At 38.2% G+C, this 15,881-nt stretch carries 15 protein-coding genes; all 15 read right to left on the bottom strand.

What is annotated here, in order from left to right; all coding sequences use genetic code 11:
• Positions 1–120: 120 nt before the first annotated feature.
• The 15 genes from AAHH40_RS00940 to AAHH40_RS00870 all read right to left on the bottom strand — a co-directional run bounded on the left by AAHH40_RS00940 (position 121) and on the right by AAHH40_RS00870 (position 15,759).
• Positions 121–270, bottom strand: a complete 150-nt coding sequence (locus AAHH40_RS00940; protein ID WP_342220257.1) for a hypothetical protein — start codon at positions 268–270, stop codon at positions 121–123.
• Positions 271–281: 11 nt separating this feature from the next.
• Positions 282–2,606 carry a hypothetical protein gene (locus AAHH40_RS00935; RefSeq protein ID WP_342220256.1) on the bottom strand — a complete coding sequence of 775 codons (2,325 nt, stop codon included), beginning with the start codon at positions 2,604–2,606 and terminating at the stop codon, positions 282–284.
• Positions 2,607–2,619: 13 nt separating this feature from the next.
• Positions 2,620–3,987: a hypothetical protein gene (locus AAHH40_RS00930; protein ID WP_342220255.1), complete on the bottom strand. Its 1,368-nt coding sequence runs from the start codon at positions 3,985–3,987 to the stop codon at positions 2,620–2,622.
• On the bottom strand, positions 3,984–5,147 hold the full coding sequence (locus AAHH40_RS00925; RefSeq protein WP_342220254.1) for a hypothetical protein: 1,164 nt from the start codon (positions 5,145–5,147) through the stop codon (positions 3,984–3,986). Before AAHH40_RS00925 ends, AAHH40_RS00930 begins: the two co-directional genes overlap by 4 nt.
• A gap of 8 nt (positions 5,148–5,155) precedes the next feature.
• Positions 5,156–5,734, bottom strand: a complete 579-nt coding sequence (locus tag AAHH40_RS00920) for a hypothetical protein (protein WP_342220253.1) — start codon at positions 5,732–5,734, stop codon at positions 5,156–5,158.
• A gap of 6 nt (positions 5,735–5,740) precedes the next feature.
• Positions 5,741–6,004: a hypothetical protein gene (locus tag AAHH40_RS00915; protein WP_342220252.1), complete on the bottom strand. Its 264-nt coding sequence runs from the start codon at positions 6,002–6,004 to the stop codon at positions 5,741–5,743.
• Positions 6,001–7,392, bottom strand: a complete 1,392-nt coding sequence (locus tag AAHH40_RS00910) for a hypothetical protein (RefSeq protein ID WP_342220251.1) — start codon at positions 7,390–7,392, stop codon at positions 6,001–6,003. The genes AAHH40_RS00915 and AAHH40_RS00910 overlap by 4 nt, the downstream gene beginning before the upstream one ends.
• Positions 7,389–8,051 (bottom strand): hypothetical protein, encoded by a 663-nt coding sequence (locus tag AAHH40_RS00905; protein WP_342220250.1) that lies wholly within the window; start codon positions 8,049–8,051, stop codon positions 7,389–7,391. The genes AAHH40_RS00910 and AAHH40_RS00905 overlap by 4 nt, the downstream gene beginning before the upstream one ends.
• A gap of 13 nt (positions 8,052–8,064) precedes the next feature.
• Positions 8,065–9,306: a hypothetical protein gene (locus AAHH40_RS00900; protein WP_342220249.1), complete on the bottom strand. Its 1,242-nt coding sequence runs from the start codon at positions 9,304–9,306 to the stop codon at positions 8,065–8,067.
• Between the two features lie 73 nt (positions 9,307–9,379).
• Complete coding sequence (locus AAHH40_RS00895) at positions 9,380–10,057, bottom strand: hypothetical protein (protein WP_342220248.1); 678 nt, start codon at positions 10,055–10,057, stop codon at positions 9,380–9,382.
• Between the two features lie 201 nt (positions 10,058–10,258).
• Entirely contained in the window at positions 10,259–10,585 is a 327-nt protein-coding gene (locus AAHH40_RS00890; RefSeq protein ID WP_342220247.1) for a hypothetical protein, read from the bottom strand.
• Between the two features lie 48 nt (positions 10,586–10,633).
• Positions 10,634–11,473 carry a hypothetical protein gene (locus AAHH40_RS00885; protein ID WP_342220246.1) on the bottom strand — a complete coding sequence of 280 codons (840 nt, stop codon included), beginning with the start codon at positions 11,471–11,473 and terminating at the stop codon, positions 10,634–10,636.
• Between the two features lie 296 nt (positions 11,474–11,769).
• Entirely contained in the window at positions 11,770–13,806 is a 2,037-nt protein-coding gene (locus AAHH40_RS00880) for a hypothetical protein (protein WP_342220245.1), read from the bottom strand.
• Complete coding sequence (locus AAHH40_RS00875) at positions 13,803–15,341, bottom strand: hypothetical protein (RefSeq protein WP_342220244.1); 1,539 nt, start codon at positions 15,339–15,341, stop codon at positions 13,803–13,805. The genes AAHH40_RS00880 and AAHH40_RS00875 overlap by 4 nt, the downstream gene beginning before the upstream one ends.
• Entirely contained in the window at positions 15,325–15,759 is a 435-nt protein-coding gene (locus AAHH40_RS00870) for a terminase small subunit (protein WP_342220243.1), read from the bottom strand. Before AAHH40_RS00870 ends, AAHH40_RS00875 begins: the two co-directional genes overlap by 17 nt.
• Positions 15,760–15,881 lie beyond the last annotated feature (122 nt).

The raw sequence follows: 15,881 nt of genomic DNA, 5'->3' as shown, positions 1-15,881 counted from the left end.
TTATTACAGATTAATTGGCGCTAATTTAAACAGATTGTTTAAAAAATCAGCTAACTACTGTAATATAGAAAATCATCATGTAAATTACAAGTACTTTATTCGTAAATTGTTTTGTATATTCTAAGAAGAAGTATTCGATTGCTCGGCTTTAAAATGGGAGTCATGCCAAGAAACAGGCACGTTGACTTGTAACGGTGCCCTCCAGGCACAGCTGGCTATCCAGGCGATTAGGCTTACGAAGAGTAAAAGTAGTAATATTTTTTTAATCATAAAAAGTTCATTTAATATTTAATAACAAAATTTACAGTAGAATTAAAAGGTCTTGATTCGTTGCCGCCTTGATGATCAACGTAAGCACTGCTTGGATATGTGCCGTGGTAACATTTCTGTGTCATTATTTCTTTACCTCTCAGAGTATCTTCAAAACCTGTTGTATAAGAATGGTTATGAGTCAGTATTTCATCTAATTCTAATGAGCCAATATTATTTTTAATTAATCCTTGCCCATACGTAAAAAATCGATCACCAGTATCTATTTTTGCCTCTTTATCCCATCCTCTTAAGAAGGTGCCCCGTAAATCTGGCACGGCAAAATAATCTTGGTTAATCGCTATGATCGTCTTTGCGTTGACTTGTTCTGCGGTATCGGCTTCTTGAATATCAACAACGATACCTATTCCTCCAGGTTTTGGATCAGAGGCTTGATCATTTTTCCGGTACCAGACATAGAAGGTTTCAGGCGTACTGGTTGCAAAAGTCCAATAACTACCAGAATTAATTTGATGTGCTGCATTGACTTGAATCTGTGTGATTTGATGACCACTCAATGTTTCAGCTAAGTAAATAGCCGCTTCATCGATGGTTTGTGTGGATGAAAGTGCAAGCTTAATACCGATTAATGAGGGAGGCTGTGGATCCGCTCCTTGGCCATCGACGGTAAACCAAACATAATAAGTCACATTGGTTGTGGAAAATTGTAGCCATTTACCGGCTAAGTTTTTTACATCGGTGCATTCGATCTGAAATAAATGTTTTGTGGCAGGTGAGTTTCTTAACTCGGTGAGGATAAATCCACTGGTTTTTGCATCTGGAGGCGGGGTTGATCCAATAATATTTCCTTGGCAAATGATTTTCTTAGGATCCTTTCCAATAAAAGCTTGAAGATAATAACTATTTCCGGTAACAACCGTTGTTATCGTAAAACCCGAGGTGCCGACTGTAGAAACAATAGCTGAGCCAGGCTGATTGGTGGTTAGACGTATTCTATTTTTTTGTGAATCGAGTACCGCCGTTACAAAGTTTGTCCCGGTTCCATAACGATAATAACTGAGTTGTTCATCCCATAGCTTTTTAGCTAATCTTGAATAAGGAATTTCATCCTTAGAAAAATCGGATCTTAAGTAACGAGAACCATCGCAGAGTAATTCTCCTGGATTCGGATCTGGATAAGTAGCGGAGTAAATCTTACCGATATCCCCATCATAAAAAACGAAGCCATTCTGGGTGTAAACAATGGGTAGGTATTGATCTAAACCATCGGCATTAGGAATCGGCAAACCTCCCGCTACACTGCGGCTAATAACATCAGACTGGGTCATTTGTGGATAATTTTGGATTGATTTATTGCCTGATGTTAAACAAAAATCGGTTAACGACACATCAAAAACACTGTTGATAGGAAAGCGTAATGCGATGGCAACCTCATCATCATCGTTTAGACCTAAGGTTTTATTGGTGTTTTCACCAAAGATAAAGGGAATAGTTAACATAGAGTAAGAAGCACTGATAGTTACTGTATTAATAATCTTTTCTTCAACGGGACTGCCGCCTTGCCCAAAATTTTTAATCGTTAACAAAGTGATCTTAAGATCATTTCCTGTATTCGTTTGGCCGGCAAAAGAAAAAGTATAGAACTCAGTGTTAGATGCAAAACAATTAACATTCCTGAAATTTATTCTGAGGTCTTTAACTAGATCGCCAGGATTAGGCAGTTGATTTTCAATACGAATCGCATAGCGCGGATAACCGCTGGGATTGCTAATCGAGGAACCAAAACGTTCAAAGAAAACCAGATCTCGCGCTGTTGAAGATTCTGTACGATTGAACGTCCAGCCTCCAGGGGCGAGTGTCGTCTTAGCTTGCGCAATTTCACCAGCAACTTTTTTGTTTTGAACATGAATGTTGTTATGAATTAAGAATTGACCATTGGGAATAAAGTTATTGCTATCTTCTTCAGCTTTATTGTGATTACTGAATAGTGGAGGCCAACCTTCTCGAGTGAATTGTAATTTCCCGCTTTCACTTTCAACGGTCACATAATACAACTCAATATTACCTTCCTCGTCATACGGAAAGTAAAAAGGTAAAACATTATTTCCATTGGTATCTTGTATCGTACCCACAGCACTTAAACGTAATGGATTGGGTAATGGGATGTAACGATAGTTCGGTGGAGAACCGCTTAACGTATAAATGGTTTTTAATACCGTCCGCTGATTATCTTTGTAAAAAGTAATTTTACCGTTAGCCAAAGGCAGCCCTGAACTTTTATCGATATAAAACTGCTCTAAAGCAGATGCCATAATGTAACGTGAATCGAGATCCATAGAATTATCCTGGTTATTTTTTATTTGTTAATTGATGCGCGATTAAACTTTGAGTGAGTAGGTGATAAGGAGCATTTAATTTTTTTAATTGGTCAGTCACATAGGGATTTGCTGCTAAATCAAGAAGTTTGGGTAATACATACTGATGTGCTGCACCTCCACCGACTAATCCACCGAGTGCGCCTAAACCACCTGGGTAACTCACCTCTCCTAACCCTGCGCCAGTTACCATTGATGCAAGTTGACTGGTCATTTTTCCGCGATTTATTTTGCTATTTAAATGTTCTAGGGCCTGTTGTAAATAATGTTGAGACGGAAATGCTTCCTTCTCAGTTAAGGCTGTCAATGCATGGCTTAGTTTTTTAGGTGTCGATGTCTTAACATTACCCGCAGCAATTTTTGAAATAAAAGGTTCTGCGTGATAAGGAATAACCGTGTTTTTGTAAAAATTGGACGCATCTTGATATTGATTTAATACACCACTAGTTTTTTGCTGTAAAAAATTTGCTATGTCGTTTTGTAACGCTGAACGTGCTTGCATTAGATCGGCAATGGCATTATGGGTGTGAATATCGAGACGTTTCCTGCTCGATAACTGGCTACTCTTAGAGCCTAATTGGCTTAGAAGCTGATGTGCCTTTTCTAAAGTGGGGGTATTGAGAAAGTCTTGATGCAAGTCTTTTAATTTAGCATCATAAGCCGCCAAATTATCCTTCTTATTCCATTCAGAATAGTGATTTAAGCTTTGCTGAGCATATATTTTTTCCTGTCCGAAATGATCTAAAACAGCAGCATAGTATTTTTTGGCTTCTGCTTTACTGTTTTCATAAGCGCCTTTAATAGATGCTGTTAATTTATTGGTAAAATGTTGAGGATTAATAAATTCTGCTGTGTGATGAATGCCTTTTAGGGCTAAAGGAATTGATTCACCTGCGCCTGCTAATAAAGCGCCGTTTTCAGCCCCTTGCAGTCTATCGTTAGGATCTTCTAAAGCACCACCTAGTGCTGTTCCAGATAATCTTCTCGCTATTCCTGCGGAACTTTCACCGCTTAAGGCATGAGCTAATCGGCCAATGAGAGGTAAGCCCTCACCCGCAGCGCGCGCGGTATTTAATATTTCACCACCACCTAAAAAACTTAATAGATTTCCTGCCACATCACCTAATTGACCTGACAGCCCTTGTGCTTCCGGCGCAGAAGGAATAGGACTATAAGGTAAATTCGCTAAACTATTTTGTATACCGCCTCCTGCACCGGCTAAGAAACGAAAAATAGGATTGCCGGTCAGTTGAGATAAAGTGGATGACTTCTTATTTTCTAAAGTAGGTATGTCCGACTCATTTAATTGTTTTAAAATTTCTGGATCCGTGACTACTTTCATGACTCCACCCACTGTCCTTGGATTTTATGATAGGTTTTGCCATTGATACTTTTAGTAGCTTCTGGGATGGCACTAAAATCTTTAACACGATTCATAGGTGTTAAGGGAGACATAGAAGATTGCACGGATCGTGCCACAAGATTTAAGGTTTTTCCTAATGCATTCAATTGAATGATGAATTGCTGCGGATTGGATGTTAAGGCGTTCGCTGTTTTACCGAGCATATTTTCTAATAATTGACGTTGGGTATCGGTAGCACCCATTTGATCTAGCGTTTTTATTCGACTTTCTAATAAGGGCAAGGTCTGATATTTAAACGCTAAATAATCTTCATAAGCTTTGGGATTGGTTTGCGAGAGTGCAGTTGACGCCGCTTTACCTTTTCCTATTGCCCCCGCATAAACAGCGGCATTTTGTGCTTGGGATTGAAAGCTTTTGTCATTAAAAATGCTTTCTACTTGCAGTGCACCTTCATATTGACGTCGGGTTGCAGTGGTTGTTAATGCGTTATTCGCCGAAATTTGATTGGCTAATTGGGTTTGTTGCACATGATCCGATGTTGGAGAATTAAAATGTGCTTGTTGATTTAATGCAGAACCCAATGTGTCCAACTCTCTGTTAGATGAAGTTTGTTCGGGACTTGATTCAAGCTGTGGAAAATATTTGTTTAAAACTTCAGGCGTAACAAAATTAGTTCTGGTTTGATTGCCTAAATCGGCGATCATTTGATTGTATTGTGATTGGTTCTGCGCAACCCAGAGCTGACGGGCCGCCGGTGACATCGCTTGTAATGCACGCGCCATTTGATAAGCCCCTCCAAAACGAGATCCTACCTGTGCGGCTTGTTGGGCTTTTATCAATGCATCTAACGGGGCTAATTGTGTTGCTTGTTTGGTTTTTTCTGTTTGAGCTTGCACATAAGGTATTTGTGCTTGTTTATAGGCCATCGACGTTTGCAAATTTTCAGGGGCAAATTGCAATTGAATGTGCGCCAAAGCATTGGCCAGTTGTTGTTTTTGTAGATGTTCTTGTTCATTGTTCTTTAAAAAATGATTTTGAATAAATTGTTGTACTAAATTTCCCCCAGAGGCTAACCCCGCTCCTAAGGGATTGGCTTGTTGCGGCGATAAGATGGGAAATTGTTGGACGGGTATGGCCATGTTTATTCCTATAAAAATCCACCCGCCAATCCCAATAACATGCCGAGCAATTGTTGATTGGATTGGTTTTGATTGTTTGCATTGGAATAAGCTAAGTTACCTTGCGACATCAATGCATTAGATAAGTTTTCACCTAAGCTATGAGAGGCATTAGCACCATTGTTATAAATACCTTGTTCGTTATTTAAACCTTGGCCATACAACCCAAGCACGTGACTTAAATACTGATTAAAGTCTTGATGCGCTAATCCGTTCACGGTTCCTGCTATTTGCTGTTGTTGCATGGGACTACCTAGCATTCCTTTTGCAGCCGAAGCACGATTCGATGCTTGTTGTGCTTGATTAACTTGGAACTGATAACCAGGAGATTGCTGATAACCTTGACTTAAGTGATTTAATAAACCACCGGGATCATTGAGTAGTTGATCGGTATGTTGCTGTAATGAAGGATAAACCGCATTGCCTCTATCCGCATAAGGTTTTAAATATTGCTTTAAAATATCCGGTATTTGATTGTAGTAATCCATTGCTTGATGACCGGCATTATTTACGCCAAACAAATCACCGATACCACTTAAAAAACTCATGCGAACTTAATCCAGTTGAAATACCTTAAAGGTGCCATTCACATTTCCCTTAAATTGTTGTGTATCAGAATCATAAATAAGCGTTCCTGTATGATTGGGTTTATTTAATTGGGTAATAATATTTGTTGTTTGCTGAGGTATTCGCAAACCTTGATCAGACAGCTGTTTTTGTAAAATTCCGTTCAGTTCTTGGAGCCACAAACTCCAGGCGGCTGTCCATTGGCCATTATCATCAATTGGTTTTTCATGCGGTAAATTAGGGATCTTCATGTAGTCAGACTCAAACATCCATTGCCAACGACAAAACGATCGAAGCTCCAGAATCGAAGTTGTAAGGTTAAATGGTTAGCCCGACCTAATTGCCACCAGATCAAACGATTCTGTCGATGGGCTAAAGGATTTAAAGTTTTAGAAATATTGGCACTGAAACTGACGCCTCCATCTTTGGATAAGGATAAATCAACGCGTTGTAAAGATGCGCTATGGCCTTGCTCGATGGGAATAACTAATTTTTGTGTGATAAAAAAATTTGTATCCGGTGATCTAATTGGTGCCGTTATTCGAATACGAGGGATTTCTTTTTCATCACCGTCGGTATAACGGGAATTCAATTCATAAATATGGCCATCCATAAAGCTAATGAAATAATAACTGTTATGGTAAAACACAGCGCGTTTAGCACTATGCGCGCCCAATTGATGATTGGTTAATGTAAAAAAATGTCGTGTAGCAAAATCATACGCATAGGTAAGCTCGTCGTCAGGAAAACTAATCACATACAGTAAATGCCCATCTTGCTTAAACAAAAAACCATAAGCATTATTTGGTTTCTTTAGCTGGGATAACTTAAAATTAATACCTTCGGTAGAGATTTGCTTTGCTGATCCACCATCGCTGAGCATCAAGACAGGACCTGATTTTTCATTAGCAGCAAGCCACACAATGAATTCATCACTGCTTGCAATCGTCGCAGGATTTAAGCAGCCATAATCGATGTTGAAGCTTGAGGCACGTTGATACGGGAATAAATTCATTCCAATATCAGTCCAACATTCGGTGACACTCGATCCCATTACAAAAAGACTGTTACCTCGTCCAGGTAAGGGAATAACCGCTAAGGGATTATCCGCTTTGGTTTGAAACTCGCCTACATGAGATGCGTCTGCAGGCCATACTAAACTGTTCTCTTCACCACATAAGCGCCATTCGGCTTGCTCACGGTCACAAGAAAGAAATCGACCATTGTGGTAACTGACGTAACTCGGAATAAAATCTAAAACTGCTTTTTTAAACGTCGATTCACGATAATTAAAAATAAAAATATCTTTATGATCGCAAAGGGCAATTTCTTCTTTTTCATTTTCGGCAATGAGCACATCGCCTTCGAAAGTTTCTAAGCTCCCAATGCGTTGTGCATGCAAAGTCGATCCGATGATATAAACGCCGTTATCAATGACTGCAATCAAATTGCCAAAACGTACACTGTTAAATAATCCGCGACCTGATCCTTTTTCTGAAATGGCTAAAACTTTCTTATAACCTGCAAATGGTACTAAAAAATCATCACTCACTATCATATTAAACGTTTCTTCTCGCGAGATAATCGGATAACGACCAAAACCATTGCCACCTACGATAGCAACAGGCAGCTGTTTCATATTGATCTTCCTAAATTGAACAGGGGGATTTTTTCCATACTGAGATCCAGCGGTGATAGATCACGTAATTTGTTTTCTATTTCTTTTAATTTTCCTTTAGCTGAAAAGGGATGGTTATAGAAGTCACAAAGCGTATCGGCTAAACCATAACGGAGATAGAGAAGGTAGTCGCGATCATAAAACATACTTAAATCATCGTTATAACTCACTTCTGTTAAACCAAATTTTCCAACCAGTTTAAGTGGATATGCTTTATCGGGTGTGGGGCTTAAAAACAGTAAGCTACCCCCTTTAGTTTTTTCTAAATGATAAAACCGTGGCCGTAAAAACGAGGGATAATCGTGCGTAAAATATTCTTTTCTTCCTAATAAAGGTAACGTTTGTAAAGCATAACTGCGTGGCTCTTCTTCCTGCAGCGTTAATGCATCTATGTTAAGCAAATGTTTAACAAACAGTTCTTCCGAATTGGGGATACAGAGCAGATGCTCAACATGCGTATAAGGAATCATGCGAGCATTAGCATTTTGCAAGGCGAGAAAATCATTCAGATGCTCAAGACCATCTTTTAATTGATCACCACTGACTGTTTCTGCTTGGGCCGCGACGATACCGGATAAAGTCCAGGCTTTGGTAATTAATTCAGTGACCGTGTAAGGCATATATTCACATTTGTTAGATAATAGGAAACAAAATACGCATGCAATAATCTGGAACCATTAACGTTCCCCAAAGAGCACCATAATGAAAGCCAAAAACATCAGATCCCGCTACTGTTCCATAAGTAACTCGTATCGCTACCCCCGTATCAGGATCGTATTTACTGACAGAATCATTCGGATGTTCAGCCGGTAATTTAGGCATAGAGATATAAAAAGCATCACCCCCAATTAATAATCCCGCCCTATGACTGGGTGCGGTTTGTATCTTCATCCCTTTAACGATATTGGTAGTAATATTCCAATCGGAGTCAGTTTGATCAAAACAGAGTGCCGGTTCTATATTGATAGTAAGTGCATTTTTTTCAGGAACCGTAGCATCGCTTGTTACACGACATTGCACAGGACAACTGGATGGCGCATGGCCCACATTTGTTAAAAATCTTACATTAGGAACACCCGGAATATCTTGAAACTGAATTAAATCATTTTTCTTAAATGCTATGCTTCCAGGTTCCATACTCCCAGAAAGTTGCAATTGGGTAATTTTTTTTCCGGTGGGATCATTCGTACTCTCAATAGTTAGCACAACGCCCTTTTGCCCCACATCGCCCGCTTCATGAATAGGTAACATGTTAGTGCGATAAAATTTAGTATAGTTATATTCGCCAATTTCATAGCGCCGTGCTAATTTATCGTTACGAATAGGCGCGAACTGATTCAGCATTCCACTGCGTGCTTTTAGCAAATACAAATCACTGACATAACAATTTAGTGAGGGAGAAGGTATTCCCACTTCGCGATACATAATGAGCATTTTTTCAAGATCTTCGAGTCCATTAAATGTCGTTTTGCCGTCTCCAAAAAAACGATAAGTAAAATCTGGAATACGTGAAGCAATATTTTTCTCTACGTGGGCGGATAATTCGGCTATGGCTGATTTGCCGATTCTTTCACGGTTATTATTAAAATGATAAATCATTTCTTCCGCGCTCATGGCATAGTCAACTGTTCTTTTTTGGTCTGTAATCAATTTAACATAACGTTGTTTTAAAGGTTGTATTGTTGAAACGAGAGAAGGCGTTGAAATAAATCGGTAAGGTTGCTCTAATTTAATCTCACTTCCTAAATTCCCAATCGTATTTTCAAAATCAATAAATTTTGTATTGGACGTTTGAACAAAACAATTTCTATTTTGAAAAAAAGCAAGCGCATCTTCTTGTAGTGTCGCTACACTTTCTAACACATTGATACTCATAGCAAAACCCTAATAGTTCTATTAAATAAAAACTAATGGGCACTCGAAATGACGGTTAAATTAAGAAAAACTGCTAAAAAATAAAGTTTGGTTCTTCTTTTAATTCACGTAAGGATAAGCGCCCAGTAGTTGCTTTTGTTATAGAAGGCGTAAGTTGAGAGAGTGGTGGCTGTGCTGACGGTATTTGTTTGGCGGATTGATTTTGTTTAATTGAATCGGATAAACGCTGTATTTCTAAAGCGCCCATTTTAGGGTTCAATTGCGCTACTTGTTTTAATATCACCGCTTTACTAGGGTTTCTCCCTAGTTCATACATAATATCCGCGGTATTATCGAAATTATTAGCTAATTGCACGACTTCAGGAAATTTGTGTACTTCGAGATTCGCTAATGTTTCTTCAAAATCAGGATATTTATCTTTAGCCGCACTTAATTTACCTAAAAACTGCTGCGCTATCTGCTGCGCTTGCCATTCATTGGCTTGTTGAGCCGTATGGTTTGCAATCATACTTTGTACATCTTCTGTCGTTAATGGTGCAAACGTTGGGGTAAAAGCAGGTATATTTGCCTGTTGTTGAGCTAATTCTTCTTTAGCCGCTTTTTTACCTTGCTCATACGCATGATGTTTTGCTTGTTTAACGACATTATCAACAACTGATTGCGGTATGGTTTTTTCAACAGGGACTACAGATTCAATCCCAATGTTTGTTTCAGTATTGGGTAAATTTTCCATCGTTACATTTTCACTCATTCTTTATTTCCTCCGACATTTTCCCCGTCACGGTTAAGCCTTAAATATCGTCTAAGTCCCGACTATTTCATCCGGATAGTTCCGTAAATCCTCCACAATGCAGGAGTCTCAATAAATACTATTTATAGATTTATAGGGTTATTATCTAAATACTGTATGTAAATAGCGAGTCCATTATATGGGGTTGGTTTTTTCAATATTCTAAAAGGGTAAGAAAATAGAAGAATAGTGATCTGTTTCTTCAAAAGGCACGGATGAGAAATATTGTTTAAATTGATCGTTTCCAATAAAATTTATTTTGTGTTTTATTTTTGAAACTTCAGTTGAAGTTAGTGAATTTTTTGCGTGTTCAAAAACAATTTTAAACATACTCAGATTTTGATTTATCAAACCACAGATATCAGGAACTGTAATCAACTCTTTGCTTAATAATTTAGTTTCAATTAAAAGAATAAGAAAATTGTTTAAGTCATACCAAATTGCGACATAGGACCAAAAATTCTGAGGGATAAAGAAACTCGCTGACACTTACATACTGGACGTGCCTTGTACTAAAGTTACGCTTATAACTTGAATTCAGGTTTTAAAACGTAGGCAATGTTGTCGTTTTTCAATCTTGTTTGTAGGATACCCTGATATTAATTTCAGCTTTTTACTTTCATTATCCTCAGCTATTATAACCGTAACTGCTATTTCATTATATTCACCTTTATATCTACCTTTATATCCACCTCTTACTTCCCACGACGGTCCAAGCGCACGCCTATAACGGGCTTCTGAACTCCCAACTCCCTTATCTTCTGTCGCTGCCGGAGTTAGAGCTGGAGTTATTATTGAATTTTCATCCTTAATAATATCTGAAATTATTTCTCCTATTTCTGAAGGCCCCCATTCTAGGGGGAAAAAATTATGCATGGTTTTTTCTTCGTTAATAATTTTGTTAATTCTTTTCTCTAGTTGACTAATTTCGTTTTCAACATTATCTTTTACCTTTTTTTCAAATTTTTCTTCGGCTTCTTGAAGTGCTAATTTAAAATTATCTTCTATTTTTTCCTTATCTAGAGTATTAGAAGCTGACTCTGTACAGTCTTCTGATTTGTGTTCTTGATCTAATTTCTTAAGCTGTCTTTCATAATTAGCCTTTAAGTTCTCTTTTAACTTTTCATAACCCGGTCTTGCTTTTTTACAGTGCTTTTTATAAAGCTCTTCACGTTTTTTCTCTAAGTTTCTTTCGTTTACCTCCATATGACCTCCTCCATTTAGATCTCCATAGCAAATATGGTCTAATCCCTTTTTATCTTTTCCATCTGGAGAAAGAGTAAACTCTCTAAGGAGTTCCTCAGAAATCGAACTTGCATTAGTAGAAACTTTGGAAAAAAAAGTTTGTGTATTAATTTCTTTTTTAGGATTTAGCATAATATTTCTTCTTTCACTATTATATTGACCTTAATTGTATCTAAAATAGATTAAAAAATTCTTAATGGCATAATGACATTGATCACCAGCCCAGGGCAAACGCATTAAAATTTGTAAAACATAATCGTCCTTATTGTCTCAAAAGACCTGTCTGACTAAGGCATGTGGAGAATATATATGAACATATTCAGCTATCATAGTTTTATATAATTTATAGCTTCATCTAACTTTAAAATTAGCACATTTTATCAGGCACTTATTCCATTTTTTTGATTTTTGTCCCTGTGCTGAGTTAGCTATTTGCTTGATCTATTCTTAACGGTAGCTTTCATCGCCCACTCAATCTCCTTAGCTAAACGTTCAGTTTGAGCTTTTTCGAGCTGAACAAGATTTTGATTATGAGCCATTTGCATATCAGCCATGAGTTTCATGCGATCGGTAGCGATGGATTCTTTGCTTAAGCCCAATTCCATGGTTTTATGTGCATGCTGTAGTTGATTGCGTTGTAATTCCGCTGCTAGCTTGGTTTTTTCCACATTGAGTTTTTCTTGTAGAGGATTGGGTTGGTTCATTTGTTGCTGTTGCTGGGCTTTTATTTGCTGAACGAAGGTTTCAGTTTGCGATTTAAGTTGATCAATTCCTCGTATTTCTAAGTTATCCAATAAAATGGGTAATCCTTCGGTATTGATAAATTGCGCAAACAAAGGGGAGGCTTGCATCAAGGCAATAATTTGCTGTAAGGCTCTGGATTTTTGGATAGCAAAATTAACACCAGCACTTACACAAACTTCTAACTGCTCCGATCGGTATTTGAGATCAATTCCTCCTTGTTGATTAATAAGTGCGTAATTACGTTTACCATCAGGTAAAGTTACCGGTAAAGTTCTAGGAGTTATATAGTATCTCGGAATAAGGTCCACAATGATTTGTGCTACTTGATTTAACGATTGTAAGAAACTCACCACATACGGCATGGCAGCCGCATTGGATTGAGTAGCGCCTTCTACAATCGCAACCCCACTTAACTGGTTGTTGTTAATGCCCAGGGATGCATCATAGGATCCTAAAATGGACTGCATCGTGCTATCGGCACTAGTAAAGGTCTGAATGATTTCAGGTGGCGCACTCACACGTCCCACTTCTTGCGGTGGTGGTAAGGGAATCGTGCCCTGGCTTCCTTCTAAAAAGGCGTTATACACTAAGACACTGGCTTTTTGCGGATTAGTATAGGCTTCTAAATATTTTTCAGGTATCGATTCAGCAGCGACTTTCCATTTATGCATGACCATGTTTTCAAGTTCATTGGCTAAACACTGGCCGGCAAAGTTTTTTAATTTTTGATTACTGAGTGCATGATAGACATAAGGACGCGTCACTTGTTTGGCGTGTCCATTGTTGCTCAAACGTATCGAGTTTCCATCGACGTAAACGATCGGTAAGAATTGATAACTCGTCTCTTCATGACTTAATACGGTGGATTCGATCAAGCGATAACGATGGATTGTTTCTAGAGAAGTGGTTCGTTCTTCTACGATATGAGGGATCTGATCCAGTCTGCCTGTTTCCTGCCAGTATTGAGCAAGCTTTTGATACTCTTCTGCAAATAAAGTATGACCATTACTTAAACGAACCAATTTCTTAGATTTTTTCTTTTTAACGTAATAATCACACAACAGTAAAATATCTTCTTGTTGGTTTTGATAGGACCAATTAAAGCCTTCTAATTTAGAGAATTTTAAGGTAGATAAATCAATATCAGGATACTCTGCCTGAAATTCTTCTTTAGTTTTTGGAATCAACTCAAAACAATAACGACCATCACCTTTGTGCGGTAAAACGGCTAAGGGATCAAAACCAACTAACGTAGGATCATAGACTCTGCCGATTTTAATGACTTGATCAAAGCTTTTTTCGTGTTGATAGTCGGTCCATACCTTCATGGCACTAAAGCCACCACTTAAGATATCGGTATAAACTTCATAGGAACAACCATTGTGATTAGCCTCATCAAAGATCGATCGCAAGTGACCTTCTAGAATTAAAGGTAAGTTCGGGTCTAATCCACTGTGATCTAATAAACGTACGGCAATAGAGGGCTCTTGTTTAGAAAATTCACCTCTTAATCGAGAAATAAAAGCTTCTAAGCTATTAAATTCTAAGATGGGCTTTTTTGTTTCTTTTAAAGCGGCTCGATCGGCCTCGGATAAAGAAGATTGAAAAACAAATTGGCGAAAATAATTAAAGCGTTTTACATTATCTTGAAAGTATTCATGACTCCTTTCAATATTCTTTTTAATACGGGTTAATTGATCCTGGTGTACTTGAGCTATCATAGACGATCCTCTCTTAATCGATTAACCTGCTGAAAATGCCCTGCTAGCTTTGAGATAACGCGATTAACTTCATGACGATGCTGGTTTTGAAAAAAAATAGATTGCTCGATTAACCCTAGCTTGATGCCGTCGTATAGAGTGTCGGCAATATCATCAAAACGATGCGTATTGTTAGCGGTAATTTTCTTACAGTGAGTGATACAGAGCTCAGTATGTTTACCTTGGAGCGGTAAAGAAACTCTTTGGCTAGCAATAATCGGCTGTATCTCAAGAAAGCGTGTGATTTTACTGCCCGACTGGATGCTGCGTTGTATTTCTCGTATCTCAATACCACGCCAGCTTTTTAAAAGTGAAAGCAACATTACACCGGTGGATTTCTTTTCAATCGCAATAACACTCGGCTTTACTTGATGGCGACTTGCTAGCATATAAAAATGACGTAGTTCTGATTCCAGATCTTTAGGTTCAATATGCAATTCAACGCAATCGATCCAATGCAGTCCTAATGTATCCGTCTCTGCTGTTTCGTTCTTTATTTTATATATACCCCAGAAACTAAATACCGTGGCATCATTATAAGTTTTATCGGTCTCTGCGGTATCAATCGTTAAAAAGGTTGCTAAAAACGCAGGCTCTTCATCTAATAAATAAAACCATTCGGGCTTAAATATTCCACCACCGGCAGGTTGCGGATCCTGCTGATATTGCGCAGCAAACTCATAAGGCCGTTCTTCTTGGAGCTTTAATAATTGCTTTTCATTGTGCATCAAAGGATTTAAGGCATTTCCTGCTGAATCTAAAGCAGGTAAAACCAATGTTTCCCAGGATTGAGTTTTAATCAAATGACTGGGTAAGTCGGCTTCATGTAAACGTTGGCCAATAAAAATAATCGGTGTTTTACCGGGTGAATTCACACGGCTTTGTAAGGTGTTGTAATACCAATCAATCACCCCTTCACGCATCACGTCACTCGTGACTTCATCTGGCTTATGGATATCATCAATAATAATCGCACCGGAGAAACGATCGACATTCTGTAACCCTGCGCCTCGTCCTGTAATCGTTCCACCACTACCCGCTGCAAACACACAGCCACCTTGTGTAGTTTCGAAATTGTCTTTAGCGCTAGAGGTTTCGGATAAATTAACCTTAAATAATTTCTTATACTGCGGCAATGCCATAATCTGACGAATGGTCTGTGTTTGTTTTTTTGCTAAAGAATGTGAATAAGAAACATAAAGAAATTGTGCGTCGGGATATCGCGATAGGCTCCATGCTACAAAATGGATGAGTAATTCGGTCTTGCCATAGCGCGGGGGAATATTAATTAACAGAAGGGGTATTTCACTGCGTAACGTCTGCGTCAAAGCTCGACAGAGTGTCATCACATGGGGTTCGCGGCAAGTGGGCTGAGAAACGCTAAATTCACGCCCCGTACGTAATTGATAAAATACTTGGGTAAATAATAATAACGATCCCCAAAGTTTAGCTTTGGTTAATAAGGCGCTTGGAGCATTCTCAATATTCTTTACCATGTTTCTTAATGAGATCTTCGAGTTGTTGCAAATCAGGATCAGCTTTTATATTAAAATTGACATGCCTTTCTGCTGAGTAATGACCTTGCATCTTATTCATTTCGCTAATCGCTTGGATGGCACTATTCACTTTATTTGGACTTAAGTCTTTACTATCTATGAAAACTTCAACAATTTGCTTTAACTTATCTAGTTTCCATTCATAGCTCACCGTCATTTGACTCTCTAAATCAGATTGTAAGGTTTTTAAATAGTCTTGTATTTTGGGATTTGTTTTTAATCGCGATCCTATCGTTTTAGCGATATGGTATGAATAACCCGCAGAAATAGCCGATTGAGTCGCGTTATGGGGAGGAAGGGTGTAATTTTGACAAAACTTAGTTTGCCTAATCGTTAGACCATTCGGTAATTTGCTCATCTTAGGATTATCTTTCTCCGTCTTTAAACTTTTAATTATCCTACGGTTTTTTTTGATTTGCGAATGGCTTATATGGGAGTAGATTTTTTGATGCTTTGATTGAAGAATTGTTGCCATTGAGC

The organism is Rickettsiella endosymbiont of Miltochrista miniata (assembly GCF_964031245.1).
GTDB lineage: Bacteria > Pseudomonadota > Gammaproteobacteria > Diplorickettsiales > Diplorickettsiaceae > Aquirickettsiella.
This window is presented reverse-complemented; position numbering and strand designations above follow the sequence as displayed.

Coding starts and splice junctions, on each gene's coding strand:
- AAHH40_RS00930 (WP_342220255.1), bottom strand. CDS start 3,987: ATGAAAGTAGTCACGGATCCAGAAATTTTAAAACAATTAAATGAGTCG.
- AAHH40_RS00935 (WP_342220256.1), bottom strand. CDS start 2,606: ATGGATCTCGATTCACGTTACATTATGGCATCTGCTTTAGAGCAGTTT.
- AAHH40_RS00880 (WP_342220245.1), bottom strand. CDS start 13,806: ATGATAGCTCAAGTACACCAGGATCAATTAACCCGTATTAAAAAGAAT.
- AAHH40_RS00915 (WP_342220252.1), bottom strand. CDS start 6,004: ATGAAGATCCCTAATTTACCGCATGAAAAACCAATTGATGATAATGGC.
- AAHH40_RS00910 (WP_342220251.1), bottom strand. CDS start 7,392: ATGAAACAGCTGCCTGTTGCTATCGTAGGTGGCAATGGTTTTGGTCGT.
- AAHH40_RS00905 (WP_342220250.1), bottom strand. CDS start 8,051: ATGCCTTACACGGTCACTGAATTAATTACCAAAGCCTGGACTTTATCC.
- AAHH40_RS00870 (WP_342220243.1), bottom strand. CDS start 15,759: ATGAGCAAATTACCGAATGGTCTAACGATTAGGCAAACTAAGTTTTGT.
- AAHH40_RS00895 (WP_342220248.1), bottom strand. CDS start 10,057: ATGAGTGAAAATGTAACGATGGAAAATTTACCCAATACTGAAACAAAC.
- AAHH40_RS00940 (WP_342220257.1), bottom strand. CDS start 270: ATGATTAAAAAAATATTACTACTTTTACTCTTCGTAAGCCTAATCGCC.
- AAHH40_RS00925 (WP_342220254.1), bottom strand. CDS start 5,147: ATGGCCATACCCGTCCAACAATTTCCCATCTTATCGCCGCAACAAGCC.
- AAHH40_RS00885 (WP_342220246.1), bottom strand. CDS start 11,473: ATGCTAAATCCTAAAAAAGAAATTAATACACAAACTTTTTTTTCCAAA.
- AAHH40_RS00875 (WP_342220244.1), bottom strand. CDS start 15,341: ATGGTAAAGAATATTGAGAATGCTCCAAGCGCCTTATTAACCAAAGCT.
- AAHH40_RS00900 (WP_342220249.1), bottom strand. CDS start 9,306: ATGAGTATCAATGTGTTAGAAAGTGTAGCGACACTACAAGAAGATGCG.
- AAHH40_RS00920 (WP_342220253.1), bottom strand. CDS start 5,734: ATGAGTTTTTTAAGTGGTATCGGTGATTTGTTTGGCGTAAATAATGCC.